Source organism: Sediminicoccus sp. KRV36 (assembly GCF_023243115.1).
Classification (GTDB): domain Bacteria; phylum Pseudomonadota; class Alphaproteobacteria; order Acetobacterales; family Acetobacteraceae; genus Roseococcus.
In genome coordinates, this window is record NZ_CP085081.1 from 972,369 (window position 1) to 990,416 (window position 18,048).

19 protein-coding genes are annotated in these 18,048 nt (G+C 69.6%); 14 read left to right on the forward strand and 5 right to left on the reverse strand.

Features of this window, described 5'->3' with window-relative positions; all coding sequences use genetic code 11:
- The first annotated feature begins 41 nt into the window (after positions 1-41).
- The 8 genes from LHU95_RS04260 (at position 42) to LHU95_RS04295 (ending at position 7,421) form a co-directional block, all read left to right on the forward strand.
- A complete protein-coding gene (locus LHU95_RS04260; protein ID WP_248710141.1) occupies positions 42-515 on the forward strand; it encodes an Lrp/AsnC family transcriptional regulator in 474 nt (157 codons plus the stop codon).
- On the forward strand, positions 515-1,480 hold the full coding sequence (locus tag LHU95_RS04265) for a TAXI family TRAP transporter solute-binding subunit (protein WP_248710142.1): 966 nt from the start codon (positions 515-517) through the stop codon (positions 1,478-1,480). Before LHU95_RS04260 ends, LHU95_RS04265 begins: the two co-directional genes overlap by 1 nt.
- Positions 1,481-1,512: 32 nt before the next feature.
- The gene (locus LHU95_RS04270) at positions 1,513-2,397 is read left to right on the forward strand and encodes an amidohydrolase family protein (protein ID WP_248710143.1); all 885 of its coding nucleotides are present in this window, start codon (positions 1,513-1,515) and stop codon (positions 2,395-2,397) included.
- Between the two features lie 81 nt (positions 2,398-2,478).
- Positions 2,479-3,225, forward strand: a complete 747-nt coding sequence (locus LHU95_RS04275; RefSeq protein WP_248710144.1) for a hypothetical protein — start codon at positions 2,479-2,481, stop codon at positions 3,223-3,225.
- 11 nt (positions 3,226-3,236) lie between these two features.
- Positions 3,237-3,908, forward strand: a complete 672-nt coding sequence (locus tag LHU95_RS04280; protein WP_248710145.1) for a response regulator transcription factor — start codon at positions 3,237-3,239, stop codon at positions 3,906-3,908.
- On the forward strand, positions 3,908-5,272 hold the full coding sequence (locus LHU95_RS04285) for a HAMP domain-containing sensor histidine kinase (RefSeq protein ID WP_248710146.1): 1,365 nt from the start codon (positions 3,908-3,910) through the stop codon (positions 5,270-5,272). The genes LHU95_RS04280 and LHU95_RS04285 overlap by 1 nt, the downstream gene beginning before the upstream one ends.
- Before the next feature lie 34 nt (positions 5,273-5,306).
- On the forward strand, positions 5,307-5,732 hold the full coding sequence (locus tag LHU95_RS04290) for a hypothetical protein (protein WP_248710147.1): 426 nt from the start codon (positions 5,307-5,309) through the stop codon (positions 5,730-5,732).
- 114 nt (positions 5,733-5,846) lie between these two features.
- Positions 5,847-7,421 (forward strand): ABC transporter substrate-binding protein, encoded by a 1,575-nt coding sequence (locus LHU95_RS04295; protein ID WP_248710148.1) that lies wholly within the window; start codon positions 5,847-5,849, stop codon positions 7,419-7,421.
- A 21-nt stretch (positions 7,422-7,442) separates the two neighbouring features.
- Here the strand turns inward: LHU95_RS04295 and LHU95_RS04300 are convergent, their stop codons facing one another.
- The gene (locus LHU95_RS04300; protein WP_248710149.1) at positions 7,443-8,669 is read right to left on the reverse strand and encodes an MFS transporter; all 1,227 of its coding nucleotides are present in this window, start codon (positions 8,667-8,669) and stop codon (positions 7,443-7,445) included.
- Between the two features lie 61 nt (positions 8,670-8,730).
- On the opposite strand from LHU95_RS04300, the gene LHU95_RS04305 reads away from it, so the two are divergent.
- On the forward strand, positions 8,731-9,504 hold the full coding sequence (locus LHU95_RS04305; RefSeq protein ID WP_248710150.1) for a helix-turn-helix domain-containing protein: 774 nt from the start codon (positions 8,731-8,733) through the stop codon (positions 9,502-9,504).
- Between the two features lie 100 nt (positions 9,505-9,604).
- Here the strand turns inward: LHU95_RS04305 and LHU95_RS04310 are convergent, their stop codons facing one another.
- Positions 9,605-10,588 (reverse strand): amidohydrolase family protein, encoded by a 984-nt coding sequence (locus LHU95_RS04310; protein ID WP_248710151.1) that lies wholly within the window; start codon positions 10,586-10,588, stop codon positions 9,605-9,607.
- A gap of 180 nt (positions 10,589-10,768) precedes the next feature.
- Positions 10,769-12,160 (reverse strand): dihydrolipoyl dehydrogenase, encoded by a 1,392-nt coding sequence (gene lpdA, locus LHU95_RS04315; protein WP_248710152.1) that lies wholly within the window; start codon positions 12,158-12,160, stop codon positions 10,769-10,771.
- 144 nt (positions 12,161-12,304) lie between these two features.
- Between lpdA and LHU95_RS04320 the strand changes: the two genes are divergently transcribed.
- The 5 genes from LHU95_RS04320 (at position 12,305) to LHU95_RS04340 (ending at position 15,669) form a co-directional block, all read left to right on the forward strand.
- On the forward strand, positions 12,305-12,643 hold the full coding sequence (locus LHU95_RS04320; RefSeq protein ID WP_248710153.1) for a hypothetical protein: 339 nt from the start codon (positions 12,305-12,307) through the stop codon (positions 12,641-12,643).
- Between the two features lie 132 nt (positions 12,644-12,775).
- Positions 12,776-13,078: a hypothetical protein gene (locus tag LHU95_RS04325; protein WP_248710154.1), complete on the forward strand. Its 303-nt coding sequence runs from the start codon at positions 12,776-12,778 to the stop codon at positions 13,076-13,078.
- Between the two features lie 52 nt (positions 13,079-13,130).
- Entirely contained in the window at positions 13,131-13,526 is a 396-nt protein-coding gene (locus LHU95_RS04330) for a hypothetical protein (RefSeq protein ID WP_248710155.1), read from the forward strand.
- A gap of 99 nt (positions 13,527-13,625) precedes the next feature.
- A complete protein-coding gene (locus LHU95_RS04335) occupies positions 13,626-14,624 on the forward strand; it encodes a tripartite tricarboxylate transporter substrate binding protein (RefSeq protein WP_248710156.1) in 999 nt (332 codons plus the stop codon).
- A gap of 61 nt (positions 14,625-14,685) precedes the next feature.
- Positions 14,686-15,669, forward strand: coding sequence for a tripartite tricarboxylate transporter substrate binding protein (locus LHU95_RS04340; RefSeq protein ID WP_248710157.1), 984 nt, complete (start codon positions 14,686-14,688; stop codon positions 15,667-15,669).
- Between the two features lie 67 nt (positions 15,670-15,736).
- Here LHU95_RS04340 and argF read toward each other — a convergent pair whose 3' ends face one another.
- Positions 15,737-16,681, reverse strand: a complete 945-nt coding sequence (gene argF, locus LHU95_RS04345) for an ornithine carbamoyltransferase (protein WP_283094287.1) — start codon at positions 16,679-16,681, stop codon at positions 15,737-15,739.
- Positions 16,678-17,895 carry an aspartate aminotransferase family protein gene (locus LHU95_RS04350; protein ID WP_248710158.1) on the reverse strand — a complete coding sequence of 406 codons (1,218 nt, stop codon included), beginning with the start codon at positions 17,893-17,895 and terminating at the stop codon, positions 16,678-16,680. The genes argF and LHU95_RS04350 overlap by 4 nt, the downstream gene beginning before the upstream one ends.
- Between the last annotated feature and the right edge of the window lie 153 nt (positions 17,896-18,048).

The following is an 18,048-nucleotide window of genomic DNA, read 5'->3' on the forward strand; positions in this document are numbered from 1 at the left end:
TTTTCGTTTACAAACCGAACTTATCCGAATAGGCTCCCGCCATGGACGAAATTGACCGGAAAATTGTCATCGCCGTGCAGCAGGATGGCGCCGCGGGGCTGTCCGATCTGGCCAAGGTTTCGGGCCTCTCGGTCTCGGCCACGGCCGAGCGCCTCAAGCGGCTGGAGGAGCGCGGCGTGGTGCGCGGCTGGCATGCCGAGCTTGATCCGGCCGAGGTGGGCTGCCCCTTGCTGGCCTTCCTGCGCGTCTCGATCCGGCCGGGCAAGGAGGATATCGCCTTCCGCCGCCTGGTCCGCAAGCTGGAGACGGTGCTGGAATGCCACCAGCTGACCGGGGAATGGTCCTATCTGGTGAAGCTGCGCCTGCCGGATATCGCGGCGCTGGAAACCCTGTTGGCCGAGGAATTGCGCCCGCTGGCCGGCATGGAGCGCCTGGCCGTCGAGATCGCCATGGGCACGGTGAAGGAAACCACGCTGCTGCCGGTGATCCGCACGGCGGAGGAGGAGGAGGCGTGATGCGCCGCCGCGCCGTGCTCGCCAGCCCCGCCTTGGCCGCCGGCGCCAGCGCCCAGGCCCAGCTTCAACCCCAGGCCCAACCCCAACCCCAGGCGCCGCTCACCCTCTCGCTCGCCACCGCGACGGCGGGTGGCGGATTTCCCGCCTATGGCGCGGCTTTCGCCGCCGCCGTGACGGCCGCCGACCCGACGCTGATCATCGAACCGCGCAACACCGCCGGCAGCCTGGAAAATGTGAACCTGCTGGCCGAGGGCCGGGTGGATCTCGGCCTTGTCGCGGGCGAGACCGCCACGGCGGCCCTGGCCTCGGGGCGGGGCACCACGCTGCTGTTTGCGATGTATGCGCAGCCTGGCCTGTTCGGCCTGCGGGCGGATCACGCGGCGCGCTCCATCGCTGATCTGCGCGGGCAGCGCGTCGCCTGGGGGGCGCGCGGCTCGGGCTTCGTCGTGCTGGCGCGGCAGGTGATGACGGGGCTCGGCCTCGACATGGAGCGGGACTTCCAGGGCGTCCTGCTCGACCGTGCCGGCGATGGCCCGGCCATGGTGATGGATGGGCGCGTCGCGGCACTCTGGGGCGGGGGGGCGGGCTGGCCGGGCTTTGTCGCCATCGCGCGCGGGCCGCAGGGGCTGCGCTTCATTGGCCCCGATGCGGCGGAGCGCGCGCGCATCCTGGCGGCCGATCCGGCGTTACGGCCCATGGCGCTGCCCTCGGGCAGCTATCCGGGGCAGACGGCGGCCGTGGATTCGGTCGGCACCTGGAGCCTGGTGCTGGCCCGGCCGGGGCTGGATGAGGAGGTGGGCTATCGGCTGGCCGCCGCCCTGCATCGTGCCCGCGCCGATCTCGGCACGCGCCTCGCGCAGGCGAGCGAGACCACGGCTGAAAACACCGCCAGCGCCGTGACCGATCCGGCGCTGATCCAGCCGGGCGTGCGGCGCTTCCTGCGGGGGCTCGGCCTGCTGGGCTGATGCGGGGCGCGTCCCGCGCTATGCTGGCGCGCATGACCGAGATTCGAGACTGCCCCGGCCCCGACACGCATCCGCGCCGCCCCGCCATGGCGATGCCCGCCGGGGCCTGCGACACCCATGCGCATGTCTTCGATGCCGCGCGCTACCCCTACCAGGCGACGCGCGGCTACACCCCGCCCGATAATGACGTGACGCGGCTGCTGGCGCTGCATGAGGCACTCGGCCTTGCGCGCGGCGTGGTGGTGCAGGCCAGCGTGCATGGCACCGACAACCGCGCCGTGCTGGACGCGGCCAGTGCCTATCCCGACCGCCTGCGCGCCATCGTCGCCGTCAGCGAGGGCGTAACCGAGGCCGAGATCGCCGCCATGCACGCAAAGGGTGCGCGCGGCATTCGCGTGAACCTTGTGGATCGCGGCGGCATGCCCTTCCGTTCGCTCGCCGCCTTGGGCGCGGTGGGCGATGTGATCCGCCCCTTTGGCTGGCATGTGGAATTGCTGGTGCATGTGGAGGAAAAGCCCGCCGAATTGCGGGAATTGGCCGAGGCGCTGCGCCTGCCCGTCTCCATCGGCCATATCGGCTACACCAAGGTGGCGCGCGGCGGCATCGCCCATCCCGGCTACCAGGATTTCCTGGCGATGCTGCGGGACGGGTTGTTCTGGGTGAAGCTGACCGGGCTCTATCGCATCTCGGCCGAGCCGGAATTTCCCTATGCCGATACCGCGGCCTTCGCCCGCGCCGTGATCGCGGCCGCGCCCGATCGCGTCATCTGGGGCAGCGACTGGCCGCATGTCGCGCATTTCGACCGCGCCATGCCCAATGATGGCGACCTGCTGGGATTGCTGGCCGAGTGGGAGCCCGATGCGGCGCGACGCGCGATGATCCTGAGCGAGAACCCGGCCAGGCTTTACGGCTTCTGACAGTCAGGCTGCTGCAATCCTGGCCTGCGAGGCTCCGCCCCGCGTGCCGGGCAGACCGGCGCGTCCTTCGGAGCTGGCACCTTGATCCTTCGCATCGGCTTTCTGCTTGTGGCCCTCGCCATCCGCCCCGCCTCGGCCGGGCTGCTTGATCTCTCCCAGCACCAATGGGGCTTTGTGGGGGAGGCGGGCGTGCTCTGGACGCCGCTCATGGATATCCGTGGCTATCAGCAGAGCGATGCGACACGGGGCTGGAACGCGACCAGCCCCACGGTGCGCGCCGAAGCCTGGCTGACCCGGCCGGATGCGCTGAACCTCGGCATTGTCGCGCAGCCGGTGGTGCTGAATTTCCGCGGCACCATCCAGAATCCGCTCGCCTATCGCGGCCAGAACTTCGTGGCGGGCGAGCCGGGGCGGCTGCGCTACCAGTTCAACTCCGTGCGCTTCACCGCGAATTACGACGTCTGGGCGGGCGAGGCGACGGAACTGCGCCTCGGCGCCTCCCTCATCGCCCGCTATGCCGAGGTGGATCTGAGCAGCCCTTCGGCCCGCTTCAAGCGCACCAATTTCCTGGTGGTGCCGCTGCTCAACCTGGAAGTCAGCCAGCGCCTGGATGAGCGGTTTCGCCTGGTGGCCCGCGCCGATTTCTTCCCGGCCACGCGCAATGCGGGCTTTTACGACATCTTCGCGGGTGTGCGTTATGGCTTGGAACATGGCCGCGCGATCGAGCTAGGATCGCGCACCCTGTTCGGCGGCTATCTGCCGGAAAAGACCAATGACTTTGGCAATCGCATTGTCTTCCAGGGCGTCGTCGCCCGCTTCGTGTTCTGAGGGCGCCGGGCTTGCGGATTCTGGTCATCGAGGATGAGGCCGAGATGGCGGCCCTGATCACGGCCCGCCTTTCCGGCGCCGGCTTCATCGCGGACCGCGTGGGCAGCGGGGCCGAGGCGCTGGAGGCCGTGGCCCTGGCCCCCTATGCCCTGCTGCTGCTGGACCGCCGCCTGCCGGATGGCGATGGCGCGCGCCTCATCCCGGCACTGCGCAGCGCGCAGCCGGGCGTGCCGGTGATCCTCGTCTCGGCGCTGGATGCGGTGGCGGATCGCGTCACGGGGCTGGATGCGGGCGCCGACGACTACCTCACCAAGCCCTTTGACGGGCAGGAATTGCTGGCCCGCATCCGCGCCGCCCGCCGCCGCCCGGGTGGCGAAATTCCGCCCCCCATCCGCTGCGGCGCGCTCAGCTTCGACATGGCCCAGCGCGCCGCCTCGGTGCGGGAGCGCCCCTTGCTGCTCCGCCGCCGGGAATTGGCCATCCTGGAGGCGCTGATCGCCCGCATGGGCCGCGTGGTCCCGCGCGAGCGGCTGGCCGATGCGGCTTTCGGCTTTGATGACGACATCCAGTCCAATACGCTCGATGCCCATGTCTCCCGCCTGCGCAGCCGGCTGGCCGCGGCCGGGGCGGGGGTGGCGATCCATCCGGTGCGCGGCGTCGGCTATCTGCTGGATGCGGCGTGATGGGCCGGCGCATCACGCAATCCCTCGCGGCGCGGCTGATCGGCGCGGTGGCGCTCGCGCAGGTCTTCGTGCTGATGGGCGGCATGGCGGCTTGGATGCTGACCTCCCCCTTCGTGACCTGGGAGGATGTGGGGGCCGAAAGCGCCTCCGGCCTGGTGCTTGAAGCCGTCGGGCGGGATGAGGCGGGCCGGCCGGCGGTGCTGCCCACCGCGGCCCTCGCGCGCTACGCGGCGCGGCGGCCCGATCTCGGCTTCGCTGTGCTGCTGGGCGGGCAGGTGCTGCCGGGCGGCTCCCCCGCGCTGACCGAGGCATTGGCCCTGCTCGGGCCGAATCTGCCGCGTGAGGGGCGGCTGGCCATGCCCGTGCCGGGCGGGCTTGCGCTGTTCCGCGTGGCCGAGACGCCGCTGGGCGAGGCGGTGGTGGTCACCGCCGGCAACCGCTTCTTCGCGGATGAGGATCTGGGCGCCTTCGTGACCGTCTTCCTGCTGCAACTCATCCCCATCTTCGGGCCGGCGCTGCTGGCCATGGTGCTGGCCCTGCCGCTCGCCATCCGGCACACGCTGCGGCCGCTGCGCCGCATGGCGCGTGAGGCCGCGGCGATTGACCTGCACTCGCTGGACCGCCGGCTGGATGGCGGCGGCAGCCCGGCCGAGTTGCAGCCCTTCATCGCCGCCATGAACGAAATCCTGGAGCGGCTGGAGGAAGGGGTGCGCCAGCAGCGCGTCTTCACCGCCAATGCCGCGCATGAATTGCGCACGCCGGTCGCCATCCTGCACGCCCGGCTGGAATCCCTCGACGAGGCCCTGCCCGAACGCGGCGCGCTGCTGCGCGACATTGGCCGCATCACCATCCTGCTCGACCAGATGCTGGCCATCGCGCGGCTTGGTCAGCGCGAGACCCGCGCCGATGAGGTGGTGGAGCTCGCCGCCTGCGCCCGCGCCGTGGTGGCCGATATGGCCCCCATGGCGATCCGCGCCCGGCGCGGCCTGGCGCTGGAGGTGCAAGCGGACCCCCTGGTGCGCGGCAATGCCCGCGCGCTGGAAGGCGCACTTGCCAACCTCATCGAGAACGCGCTGCGCGCCGAGCCCGAGGGCGGGACCGTGCTGGTCACGGTCGGGCCTGGCGGGCGGCTTGCTGTCAGTGATCACGGGGCGGGTGTCGCGCGGGAGGACCGGCCCTTCCTGTTCGAGCCGTTCTGGCGAAAGGATGAGCGCACGCCCGGCACCGGACTCGGCCTCGCCATCGTGCGCGAAGTGGCGCGGCTGCATGGCGGGAGTGCCGCGGTCGAGGAGACGCCGGGCGGCGGCGCCACGTTTTTCCTGGCTTTGCCGGCGCTGCGTCAGCCTGCTGCAATATCGGGGTGAGAGACTGCGGGAGCCCATCAAGGACAGCTCACGCATGATCACATGGCTCGATTTCGAAGGCACAGGGCGGCGGGCCCTGGCCAGCAACATCGCCCTCCCCGTGTTGGTGGCCGCCTCCGCCCTTGGCATGGCGCACGCCCTGGGCGGCATGGGCGGCACCGCGCCCCTGGCGCAAACAGTGTGGATCATGCTCCTCGCTGGGATGGGTGCGGCCCGCTGGCGCCTGGCGCGGGAGGCCGAGGCCGGCTGGCTGCGCGACGGGCGCCGCGGCCCGGAAGCCTGGGAGGCGCGGCGCTGGCTCGGCCTGCTGATGCTGATCTGGCTGGTCAGCCCTGCCCTCGGGCTCCTCGGCCACGCGATGAGCCTCGCCTTGGCGATCACCGTGCTGTGGAAGGCGGGCGGCGCTGGCGGGCTGGCGGCCATGCGTTCCGCGATCCGCCGGGATGGCCGCCCTCGGTAACGGCTGGCGCGCGAAGATCGTTGCGCCGCCGGAGCCTCGGGCCTAGCCTTCCCACCAACGGGCCGCAGCGCCCGACGCCTTCAGGGAAGCGCCGGCCCAATCAGGAGCCGTGTTTTGCAGCGTCGCCAGATTCTCGCCGCCGGGGCCGCCGCCCTCGCCGCACCCGCCCCCCTTGCCGCCCAATCCGCCCGGACGCTGAAATTCGTGCCCTATGCGGATCTCGCCTTGCTCGATCCGCTGGCCACCAGCTTCATGACGCGCAACCACGCGATCACCATCTTCGACACGCTCTACGCGCTCGACCAGCAGGGCGTGGCCCAGCCGCAGCTGGCCGAGGGGGCGACCGTCTCGGAGGATGGCAAGCTCTGGCGCATCACGCTCCGCGCAGGGCCGCGCTTCCATGACGGCACGCCGGTGCTGGCGCGGGATTGCGTCGCCTCGATCCGCCGCTGGGCCAGCCGGGACGGCTTCGGCGCCTCGCTGATGGCCGCGACGGAGGAGCTTTCGGCGCCCGAGGATCGCGTGGTGCAGTTCCGCCTGAAGCAGCCCTTCCCCATGCTGCCCCAGGCGCTGGCCAAGCCCACCAATCTGATGTGCGCCATTATGCCGGAGCGCCTGGCGCTGACGCCGCCCACGACGCAGCTGCCGGAGATGGTCGGCAGCGGCCCCTTCCGCTACCTCGCGAGCGAGCGCGTGGCCGGGGCGCGCAATGTCTATGCGAAATTCGAGGGCTATGTGCCCCGCCCCAGCGGCACGCCGAGCTTCGCCGCCGGCCCGCGCATCGCGCATTTCGACCGGGTGGAATGGCTCACCATGCCCGATGCGGCGGTGGCGACCACGGCGCTTTCGGCGCGCGAGGTGGATTGGGTGGAGCAGCCGCTCATGGATCTGATCCCCCGCCTGCGCCGCGACCGCAATCTTGTGCTCCAGGTGGTGGAGAATACCGGGCTGATCGGCTTCCTGCGCTTCAACGCGCTGCACCCGCCCTTCGACAAGCCGGCGATCCGCCGCGTGCTGCTGAAGACGGTGCGCCAGCGCGAATACATGACCGCCGTCTGCGGCCCCGACCCCGTGAATTTCAACGACAAGGTGGGCTGCTTCACGCCGGGCAGCCCCTCCGCCAGCGATGTCGGTCTCGAGATCATGCAGGGGCCGCTGGATTATGCGGCACTGCGCCAGGAATTGGCGGCGGCGGGCTACCAGGGCGAGCGGATCGTCTTTCTCGCCGCGACCGATGTGCCGCGCATCAACGCGATCTGCGAGGTGGCGGCCCAGGCCATGCGCAACCTCGGCATGAACCTCGATTACGTGCAGACCGACTGGGGCACGGTGACGCAGCGCTTCGGCAACCGCAACCCGCCCGGCGCGGGGGGCTGGAGCGTCTTCATGGCCTATTCCGGCGGCTATGATTACCTGGACCCCGCCTGCCATTCGGCGCTGCGCGGCAATGGCCCGCAGGCCTGGCTCGGTTGGCCCACCATGCCGCGCATGGAGGAGATGCGCAGCGCATGGCTCGCCGCGACCGACCCGGCAGCCCAGCGCGCGCTGACCCGCGAAATCCAGATGGAAGCTTGGCGCGAGGCGCCCTACATGCCGGTCGGCGGGTATTTCCAGCCCTCGGCCTGGCGGCGGGACATCAAGGATGTGCTCACCGGCCTGCCGCTCATGTGGAATGTCCGGCGCGAATGATGCGCGTGGCGCGGCGCCCACTCACTCCGCCGGTGCCGCGCCTTTCGGTGCGGCCCAAAGCTCCGGCCGCAACTCCTCCGGCCGGTTGGGGAACCACAGCGCGCAGGCCAGCGTGACGGAAGCCACCCCGGCCAGCACCACCATGGCCAGCGCCATGTCGCCCGTCGCTTCATGCAGGAAGCCCACGAGCGGCGAGGCGAGGGCGGCACCCAGGAAGCCCACGGTGAAGCGGATGGAATAGAGCTTGGCGCGCAAGGCCGGGGCCACATAGCGCGCCGTCATCGTCTCATTCACCGTGACCTGGCCGAAGATGGCGGCGGCGACCATGGCCGAGACCGGCAGCACCGCCCAGCCATCGAGGAAGGAGAGTGCCAGCAGCCCCGGCACCTGCACGAAGGCGAGCGGCATGAAGACCGATTTCAGCGTCTTGCGGTCAATCATCTGGCCGACCGTATATTGCGTCACACCGCCGCAGATGGTGGCAAGGAAAGCCAGCAGCCCGACCACCGGCAGCAGATCCGGATTATTCGCCAGGCGCTCCTGCATCAGCTTGGGCAGCAGTAGCGTGTAGGCATTGAAGACGAGGCCCGAGACGGTGGCGATCATCAGCAGCGAAATCACCGCGCGGCGCACCACATCGGGCGGGATGGTGGGGAAGGGGCGGGTCTGCACGCCGGCCTTCTTCGCATCGAAGGGTGGTTCGCGCAGATAGAGCAGGCCGACCACCATGCAGATCAGCCCCGGCACCACGAAGGCGTAGCGCCAGCCGAATTGCGCGGCCAGGAAGGCCGTCACCACCGGTGCCAGCGCGACACCCAGATTGCCGAAGACGCCGTTGATGCCCATGGCGCGCCCCACGCGGTCGCCCCCGGCCTCTGCGATGATGGCGGTGCCGATCGGGTGATAGATCGCCGAGAACGCCCCCATCATGGCCAGCGCCATGGCCAGCCCCCAGGGGCCGGCGACCAGCCCCGCCAGCGCCATGCCGGCACCCGAGCCGAGGAAGAAGGCGCTGATCATCGCCTTGCGGCCGAAGCGATCCGCCAGCCAGCCCATCGGCAGCGCGCCCAGGCCGTAAAGCACGAACATGGCGGTGCCGAGAGCGAGGATCGGCCCGTAATCGCTGCCGAATTCCGTGACATCCTGCTGCACCATGGCCAGCACCGCGGTGGCCAGCACCAGCAGCCCGTAATGGGTGAAGCTGTGCGCGGCGTTGATGAAGCAGACCTGGCGCGTGGCGGGGGACATCGGTGTTTCCTTTTCAGTACGGGAAGCCTAGCCTGTCATTTCATCAACGTCAGGACGATCCATGTCGCTGATCGGCCAAAACCTCAGAACCATCGCCCATGAGCAGGTGGACCGCCCGCTGGCCGCCTTCGCCCGCGACTATGCCGGGGGCGAGGCGACCGGCTGGCACGAACATGCCCGCGCGCAATTGCTCTACGCGACGAAAGGCGTCATGCGCGTGGGCACCCCGGCGGCGGATTTCGTGGTGCCGCCCGGCCGGGCGCTCTGGGTGCCGGCGGGCATGGCGCATGAGGTGCGCACCGAAGGGCGCGTCGCCATGCGGGCGCTGTTCTTTCGCGCCGATGCGGCCGGGGTGGGGGAGGCGGCGCCGGCTGTACTGGGCGTGACTGCCCTGCTGCGCGAGTTGATCCTGGCCGCCTGCGCCGAGCCGCTGGAATGGGACGAGGCCGGGCGCGGCGGGCATCTGGCGGCGCTGATTGCCGAGGAGGTGGCCCGCGCGCCGCGCCTGCCCTTCGGCGTGCCGGCCCTGCGCGATGCGCGGCTGCGCCGCCTGGCCGAGGCGCTGGCCGCCGCCCCAGCCCGCGATCTCAGCCTGGAGGAATGGGCGCAGCATTGCGGCGCCAGCGCCCGCACCCTGGCGCGGCTGTTCCAGGCCGAGACCGGCATGGGCTTTGCCCGCTGGCGGCAGATCCTGCGCCTGACGGAAGCCGCGGCCCTGCTGGCCCAGGGCGCCACACCGGCGCGCGCCGCCGCCGCCGTGGGTTATGCCAGCGCGCCGGCCTTCGGGGCGGCGTTTCGGGCGGCCTTCGGCATCACGCCGGGCGGGGCGCGTTGAGGCGGGGGCCTCCGGCGGCTGGGGCCATCGCTGATGGGGGGCGTGAAGCGCGTGTCAAAGTCATGGGGTCTGGGGCCAATGGCCCCAGCCGCCGGAGGCCTCAAATCCCGAAGAACCCCCGCGCCGTGCCGCTCTCGATCGCGCTGATCTCCGCCGCCGGAATGCCGGCCGCGGCCAGCGTGGCGCGCGGCGTTTCCTCGCCCATGTCGAAGGGGTAGTCGCTGCCCAGCATGATCCGCCCCGGGCCGACCAGCTCGAACAGCATCCGCAGCAGGCGCGGCTCAAACACCACCGTGTCGTACCAGAGGCGGTTGAGATAGGCCGAAGGCGCCTCGGCCGTCAGGCGATGGATTTCCGGGCGCCGCTTCCAGGCGTGATCCAGCCGGCCGATCAGGAAGGGCAGGAAGCCGCCGCCATGGACGATCTTCACGCGCAGGCCCGGATGACGATCCAGCACGCCGCCGAGGATGAGGTGATTGGCCGCGATCACCTCCTCCAGAGGATTGCCGACCGTGTTCACCATGAAGAAATCCCCGAGCCGCGCGCCCTCGGAAAAGCCCAGCGGATGCAGCACCAGCGGCACGTCCAGCGCCACCAGCCTGGCGTAGAGCGGATCGAGCGCGGGGTCGGAAAGCTCCATCCCACCGGCCCGCGTATCGATCTGGAAGCCGCGCAGGCCAAGGCTCTCCACCGCGTGCGTGGCCTCGGCCACGGCCAGCTCGGGTGCGGTCATCGGCAGGGTGCCGAGGCCGGTGAAGCTGCCCGGATCGCTGGCCACCAGCTTGGCCACATGCGCGTTCTGCAGGCGGGACAGCCGCGCCAGCAATTCGGGCTCGGCCCAGTAATGCTGCTGGCCGGGGGCCGGCAGCACCACCTGGTGGGTCACGCCCATCGCCGCCATATCGGCCTGGCGCGTGGCCAGGTCGTTGAAGCGCTTGCCCAGGACGGGAAACTGCGCGCGGTCCACCTCGGCGCTGTCAGGCCGCATGTCCCGCGCATAGGGGATGGCGGCCAGTTCCGGCCGGCCGGCGACAAGGCCATTCACTTCGGGGCAGAGCGTGTGGGTGTGGGCGTCAATGATCATGCGGGATCCATGCAGGAATTATGCCCGGGCGAGCAGGGGTGGTGGCGCCGCCCGGCGGGACATCCGCGCGACGCGAAAGCGAGCAGAGCAGCTGCGATAAGCGGATGCGCAGGGCCAGCGTGGCTTTGGCCCGGGCCTGCGCCGCAAGGCCTGCCCGCCCCCGCCGCCGCCCATCGCGCCTCAGATATGCAGCGCGCGGCCATCCACGGCCAGTGCCGCTTCCTTCACCGCCTCGCTCAGCGTGGGGTGGGCGTGGCAGGTGCGGGCCACATCCTCGGCACTCGCGCCGAATTCGATGGCGAGTGCGATTTCCGCGATCAGCGTGCCCGCATCGGGGCCCATGATATGGGCACCCAGCACGGCGTCGGTCTTGGCATCGGCCAGGATTTTCACGAAGCCGTCCATATCGCCCATGGCGCGCGCGCGGCCATTGGCGGTGAAGGGGAACTTGCCGATCTTGTAGGCCTGCCCGCGCGCCTTCAGCTGCTCCTCCGTCTCACCCACGGAAGCGAGCTCGGGCCATGTGTACACCACGCTCGGGATGGCGTTGTAGTTGATGTGCGGCTTCTGCCCGGCGAGCTGTTCCGCCAGCGCCACGCCCTCATCCTCGGCCTTGTGGGCCAGCATGGCACCCGCGATGGCATCGCCGATGGCGTAGATGCCGGGCACGCTGGTGGCGAAATGCGCATCGGTCTTCACGCGGCCGCGCTCATCGAGTGCGACGCCGACCTCCGGCAGGCCCAGCCCCTCGATATGCGGGCGGCGGCCGATGGCCAGCAGCACGACATCGGCGCGCAGCGTCTCGGCGGCACCGCCGGCGGCGGGCTCGATGGTGACATTCACGCCCGTCGCATCCGCCACGGCGGCGGTCACCTTGCTCTTCAGCTTGAACTTGAAGCCCTGCTTGGTCAGCACACGCTCGAAGGCCTTGCCCAGCTCATTGTCCATGCCGGGGGTGAGGCGGTCGAGATACTCGACCACGGTCACCTTGGCCCCCAACCGGGCCCAGACGCTGCCCAACTCCAGCCCGATCACGCCGCCGCCGATCACCACCAGGTGGTCCGGCACCCGCGCCAGCTCCAGCGCGCCGGTGGAGGTGACGATGCGCGTCTCATCCACCTCGATGCCCCTCAGCGGAATGCTCTCGCTGCCCGTCGCGATGACGATGTTCTTCGCCCCATATTCCACGCCGGCCACTTCGACCGTGGTGGGGTTCACGATGCGCCCCGCACCCTTCAGCCAGGTCACCTTGTTCTTCTTGAAGAGGAATTCCACGCCCTTCACATTCGCACCCACCACCTCGGCCTTGCGGGCCTGCATGCGCGCGAGATCAAAGGAGACGCCGGTCACCACGATGCCGTGATCAGCCAGCTTGTGCTTGGTTTCCTCGAAATGCTCGGAGGATTGCAGCAGCGCCTTGGAGGGAATGCAGCCGATATTGAGGCAGGTGCCGCCCAGGGTGGCGCGCTTCTCGACGCAGGCCACCTTGAGGCCGAGCTGGGCCGCGCGGATGGCGCAGACATAGCCGCCCGGACCGGCGCCGATGATGATGACATCAAAGCTGTCAGACATGGGAATTCCTCAACCGCATTCGGCCGCAAACTGACGCGCGGCGGGGCCGGGCGCAAGGTGCGGCCGATCATGGCCATCCGCAACGCCGATTGGCGCCGGGACCAGGGACGCGGCATGCTGGTTTCACCAGGACAGGAGGGAATGATGCACAAGATCTGTTTGGTCGCCGCCCTGATGGCGTTGCCGCTGGCCGGGGCCTGGGCCCAGGCCGTTCCGCCCAATTGCAGCGGCGTGCTGGAACCCTCCGGCTGGCAGAGCAAGTCCGAGCGTGGCTATTGGGCAAGCTCGGTGGATTTGCGGAACATCTCGGGCCGGCCGGTGCAGGTGACGGTGGCGTATAACGGCCAGGGCGCCATCAGCCGCGCCGCCTTCCGCATGGAGGCGGGCGGCTGGTCCCGCCAATGGCTCGCGCGGACGCCCTCGGCCGTGCCCGAGGCCACGCTTCGCGCCTCCACCACCTTCATCTGCGCCGCGCCGGGCTGACGCGCGCCCCCTCGCCAGGCGCGGGGGGCCGTGCCAGTCCTTGCCGCGCAAGACGAATGGGGTTGGCGCGTGGTGCGACGGAGATGTCTTTGGCTGGCGTTCTGCCTGGTTTGGGCGCCCTGCCTGGTTGTGGTGCCGTGGGCCGCGGCGCAGCCGCCCGGCTGGGAGGGTTGCGCGGGGCGGGTCATCATCCTGCGCACCGGCAGCCAGGCCGAGGGCGCGGGTTTCGGCTATTGGGTGACGCTGTCCAATCCCGGCATGCGCCCGCTCTGGGTCGCCCCGCGCTTCGCGGATGCTGCTCCGGCGCCGCCCTTGCGCATCGAGGCGGGGCGCATGCTGCAGCTGCGCCTGGGCGAGGGCGCGGCCAACCTCTCCGCCGAGGATGTCGCCGCCGCCACCCGGCTGCGCTGCCAGGCGATCCAGACGCAGCCCTGATGGACCTGACCCCGCCGCGCGGTGCATCCTGCGCCAGTTGCCGGAGGACCAAATGACCAGGATTCAACTGCTTGCCGCTGCCCTTGCCCTGCCGCTCGGCCTCGCCTCGGCCGCCGGCGCCCAGTCGCCGGGGCAATCCCCGGGGCGCGATCCCGCGGGCCAGGGCAGCGATTGCTTCGCCCAGATTTTCGCCGATGCCCGCTTCACCAGCAAGCCGCTCGGCGATGGCCGGTTCCTCTATGAGGTGGCCATCGCCAATCGCAGCCCGACGGCTTCGGTGCGCTACAACTACAGCTTCAACCTGGCGGGCAGCACACGCCCGGCCGAGGCGCTGCATGGCTACCTCACGCCCGGGGACAGCATCGAGCACGCGCTCGGCACGGGTGACCGCAATCTGAGCGCCCAGGCCCTGCGGGCTGCCACCACGATGCGCTGCTTCCCGCTGTAGCCCCTCCCGAAGCAGGGGCTTGGCAAGCAACGCGCATCTGTGCCCCAATCGTGAATGACGGCGCCGTAAGATGCGCCGAACCATTCCGGAGGGATTTCCATGGGCCGACCCGCCAACGGGCTTTCACGCCGCCATGCGCTGGCCATGGGCGGTGCCGCCATGGCGGCGCCCCTGGCCGCGCCCGGCGTGGCCAGCGGGCAGGGGCGTTTCCCCGAGCGGCCCATCCGCTTCATCATTCCCTGGCCGCCGGGCGGCAGTTCGGACTCGCAGCTGCGCAGCTTGGGCGAACAGGCGGGCCGCCTGCTCGGTCAGCCGGTCGTCATCGAAAATCGTGGCGGCGCCGGCGGCACCCTGCATGCGGTGTATCTGGCGCGTGAGGCACGGCCGGATGGCTATACCATCGGGCAGATGCACCTGTCCGTCATCCGCCGCCCTTTCCTGGTGCGCACCCCGCAATGGGATGCCACGACGGATTTCACCCATATCATCGGCCTCACCGGCTGGCTCTTTGGCGCCGCGGTGCGGGCGGACAGTCCCTTTCGCACCTGGCAGGACATGATCGCCTTCGCGCGGCAAAACCCGGGCGCCGTCAGCTATGCCACCTCCGGCATCGCCACCACGAACCATCTGGCGATGGAAGATATCTGCGCGCGGGAGCGGGTGGAGATGACGCACGTGCCCTTCCGCGGCGCGTCGGAGGGGATTCCGGCCGTGCTCAGCGGCAATGTGACGATGATCGCCGATAGCAGCACCTGGGCCCCCGCCGTGGATGGCGGGCAGATGCGCTGCCTGAGCGTCTGGTCGGCCGAGCGCGCGCCCCGCTTCCCCACGGTGCCCACCCTGAGGGAGTTGGGTTACGACATCGTCGTCACGTCCAACTACGGCATCAGTGGCCCGCCGCGCATGGACCCCGGCGTTGTTCGCGTTCTGCATGACGCTTTCAAGACGGCCCTGATGAGCGAGGAGAACACGCGCGTGCGGACGCAGTTCGACATGCCGCTCGTGTATCTCAACACCCAGGAATACAAGGATTTCGTGGCGCAGCGCGCCGTCTGGGAGCGTGACATGGTCACGCGGCTGGGCATCCGCATGGAATAGGCTTTCGGCTTCGGTCCGGCTTTGCTTCGGGCCGCTTGGACTTATGGGAGGAAACATTAAAATGAACATCCCACGCCGCGCGCTGCTCGGCGCGCTCGCCGCTTCGGCGCCCGTCGCCACGACGCTGGCCACCCCCGCCTTCGGCCAGGCGCGCTATCCCAACCGACCGATCCGCTTCCTCATCCCCTGGCCACCGGGCGGCAGCCTGGATGCGCTGCACCGGCAGATGTTCGAGATCATGGGCCGGGATCTCGGCCAGAACATCATCATCGAGAACATGCCCGGCGCGCGAGGAACCCGTGCCGCCTTCTTCCTGACGCAGCAGGCCCGGCCGGATGGCTATACGCTCGCGCATCACCACCTCTCGATCCTGCGCCACCCCTTCCTGACGCGGCAGCCGACCTGGGACCCGATCGCGGATTTCAGCTACATCATGCAGATCACAGGCTTCGTCTTCGGGACCGCGGTGCGGGCCGACCGCGGCTGGAACAGCTTTGACGACATGATCGCCGAGGCGCGGCGCCGCCCGGGCGAGCTCACCTATTCCACCTCCGGCATCGCCACCACGAACCACCTGGCGATGGAGGATATCCTCGCCCAGCGCGGCGTGCGGATGGAGCATATCCCCACGCGCGGCGCGCAGGAGGGGGTGACCATGCTGCTGGGCCGGCAGATCGACATCGTGGCCGATGCGCAATCCTGGCGGCCGCAGGTCGAAGCGGGCGAGTTCAAGCTGCTCAGCGTCTGGACTCCCACGCGGCTGGCTTCCGCCCCGAATGCGCCGACATTGCGGGAGCTGGGCCTCGGCACCAGCGTCACCTCGCCCTATGGCGTGGTGGGGCCCAAGGGGCTGGAGCCGGAATTGGTGGATGTGCTGCACCGGGCCTTCAAGAAGGCCTTCGAGGATGATGCGAGCCAGGCCATCATGCGGCGCTGGGAAAACCCGAATGAATATCTGGGGCCGCAGGCCTATTACGAATTCGCGCGGGAACGCGTGGCTTATGAGCGGGATACGGTGCGACGGTTGAATCTCAGCATTGATTGACGCCCGCCTGGGGCTTTGCCCCAAACCCCACCGGGGTCCGTGGCGGACCCCGGACCCCGCCGTCAGGTTACGCCAAGCCCAGGGCCCACAGCAGTACGCCTTTTTGGGCGTGCAGGCGGTTTTCCGCTTCGTCGAAGACGACGCTTTGCGGGCCGTCCATCACCTCATCGGTGATTTCCTCGCCGCGATGCGCGGGCAGGCAATGCATGACGATGGCATCCGGTGCCGCATGCTTCATCAGCGCCGCATTGAGCTGATACGCCGCCAGCATGTTGTGGCGCTGGCGCGCGCTCGTCTTGTCGTCGCTCATCGAGACCCAGGTATCGGTCACGACGCAGCGTGCGCCGGCCACCGCCTCCTGCGGGTTGTTGGTGAGTTCCACCCTAGCACCCTCGGCCCGCGCCCAGGCGATGAGATCGGCCTGGGGCGCCAACTCGGGCGGTGTCGCCACGCGCAGCGTGAAATCGAAGCGCGCCGCGGCCTGGATGAAGGATTGCGCGACATTGTTGCCATCGCCCGTCCAGGCCACCACCTGACCGGCAATCGGGCCGCGATGCTCCTCGAAGGTCATCACATCGGCCATCAGCTGGCAGGGATGGGAGACATCGGTCAGCCCGTTGATCACCGGCACCGTCGCGAATTCGGCCAGCTCGCGCATCTTGGACACCTTGTCGGTGCGCAGGATGATGGCATCCACATAGCGGGAGAGCACGCGCGCCGTATCGGCCGGCGTCTCCCCCCGCCCCAGTTGCGTGTCCTTGCTGGAGAGCGTCACCACCTCGCCACCCAATTGGCGGATGCCGACCTCGAAGCTGACGCGGGTGCGGGTGGAGGGCTTCTCGAAGATCATGGCGATGTGCTTGCCGGCCAGCGGCTTGCCCACCACCTCGCCCCGCTTGGCGCGGCTGCCGAGGTCGAGCATGCGGCGCAGCGTCGCCGCATCATGATCCATCAATTCCAGGAAGTGGCGCGGCGCGCCACTTCCCGTCACCGGCTTCAACAGCGCACTCACTTGGCGGGCGCCAGTTTTTCCGCCTTGGGGGCTTCCGCCGGCGTCAGTGCCAGGCAGGCGCGGTCAAGTGCGGCCAGCGCCTCATCCACCTCCGCCTCGGTGATGATGAGCGGCGGTGCGACGCGCAGCACATTCATCCCCGCGGCGACGGTCAGCAGCCCCTGCTCCACGCATTCGGCCTGCATGGCGCCGTTATTCACCTCGGGCACCAGGCGCAGGCCGAGCAGCATGCCCGCCCCTTGCACGCCCAGAATGACGCGCGGATGGCGTTCGGCGAGTGCCAGCATGCCGCGCCAGAGGTAACGCGCCACACGATCCACCTGGTCCAGGAAGCCGGGTGCCAGCACCACATCCAGCACGGCATTGCCGGCCGCGCAGGCCAGCGGCCCGCCGCCATAGGTGGTGCCATGCGTGCCAGGCTTGAGGTGCTTGGCCACCGCTTCCTTCGCCATCACGGCACCCAGCGGGAAGCCGCCGCCAATCCCCTTGGCCGAGGACATGACGTCAGGCTCGATGCCCGCCCATTGATGCGCCCAGAGCTTGCCCGAGCGCCCCATGCCGGTCTGCACCTCGTCCAGCGCCAGCAGCAGGCCGAACTCGTCGCACACCGCGCGCAATTCGCGCAGGAAGCGCAGATCGGCCGGGCGCACGCCGCCCTCACCCTGCACCGGCTCGATCATGATGCCGGCGGTGGCGGGCGTGATGGCATCGCGCAGGGCGTTCATGTTGCCGAAGGGCACATGGTCGAAGCCCTCGACCGCCGGGCCGAAGCCCGCGAGATACTTCTCGTTGCCCGTGGCGCTCAGCATGGCCAGCGTGCGGCCATGGAAGGCGCCCTCGAAGCAGATCATCCGGAACTTCTCCGGGTGGCCGTTCTCGGCGTGGTATTTCCGCACGGCCTTGACCATGCCCTCATTGGCTTCCGCGCCGGAATTGCAGAAGAACACGGAATCAGCAAAGGAGGCCGCCACATGCCGCGCGGCCAGCTTCTCGGCCTGCGGCACGCGATACAGGTTGCTGACATGCATGACCTTCGCGGCCTGCTCGGCGATGGCCTTCACCAGATGCGGATGGCCATGGCCCAGCGAGGAGGTGGCGATGCCGGAGCCGAAATCGAGGAATCGTCGCCCCGCATCCGTCCACACATAGGCACCTTCGCCCCGCTCGAAAGCGAGGTCGGCACGGTTGTAGGTCGGCATCAGGGCGGGGATCACGCTTCAGCGCTCCTCTGGAGTCATCCCGGCCGCAAAATGCGGCGAGAAACTCCCAGTTTGACGCAAAACCGGGCGGAGGCAAGCCTGCGCTCCCGCATCGTCACCGGGCGGCCGCAGGGGGCGCTTCCGTGGGACGGATCAGGGCGCCATTGT

What these genes read in the sequence shown, in the direction of transcription:
- LHU95_RS04300 (WP_248710149.1), bottom strand. Translation starts at nt 8,669, where the DNA reads ATGTCCCCCGCCACGCGCCAGGTCTGCTTCATCAACGCCGCGCACAGC.
- LHU95_RS04260 (WP_248710141.1), top strand. Translation starts at nt 42, where the DNA reads ATGGACGAAATTGACCGGAAAATTGTCATCGCCGTGCAGCAGGATGGC.
- LHU95_RS04335 (WP_248710156.1), top strand. Translation starts at nt 13,626, where the DNA reads ATGGGCCGACCCGCCAACGGGCTTTCACGCCGCCATGCGCTGGCCATG.
- lpdA (WP_248710152.1), bottom strand. Translation starts at nt 12,160, where the DNA reads ATGTCTGACAGCTTTGATGTCATCATCATCGGCGCCGGTCCGGGCGGC.
- LHU95_RS04290 (WP_248710147.1), top strand. Translation starts at nt 5,307, where the DNA reads ATGATCACATGGCTCGATTTCGAAGGCACAGGGCGGCGGGCCCTGGCC.
- LHU95_RS04265 (WP_248710142.1), top strand. Translation starts at nt 515, where the DNA reads ATGCGCCGCCGCGCCGTGCTCGCCAGCCCCGCCTTGGCCGCCGGCGCC.
- LHU95_RS04320 (WP_248710153.1), top strand. Translation starts at nt 12,305, where the DNA reads ATGCACAAGATCTGTTTGGTCGCCGCCCTGATGGCGTTGCCGCTGGCC.
- LHU95_RS04270 (WP_248710143.1), top strand. Translation starts at nt 1,513, where the DNA reads ATGACCGAGATTCGAGACTGCCCCGGCCCCGACACGCATCCGCGCCGC.
- LHU95_RS04285 (WP_248710146.1), top strand. Translation starts at nt 3,908, where the DNA reads ATGGGCCGGCGCATCACGCAATCCCTCGCGGCGCGGCTGATCGGCGCG.
- LHU95_RS04340 (WP_248710157.1), top strand. Translation starts at nt 14,686, where the DNA reads ATGAACATCCCACGCCGCGCGCTGCTCGGCGCGCTCGCCGCTTCGGCG.
- LHU95_RS04310 (WP_248710151.1), bottom strand. Translation starts at nt 10,588, where the DNA reads ATGATCATTGACGCCCACACCCACACGCTCTGCCCCGAAGTGAATGGC.
- LHU95_RS04305 (WP_248710150.1), top strand. Translation starts at nt 8,731, where the DNA reads ATGTCGCTGATCGGCCAAAACCTCAGAACCATCGCCCATGAGCAGGTG.
- LHU95_RS04330 (WP_248710155.1), top strand. Translation starts at nt 13,131, where the DNA reads ATGACCAGGATTCAACTGCTTGCCGCTGCCCTTGCCCTGCCGCTCGGC.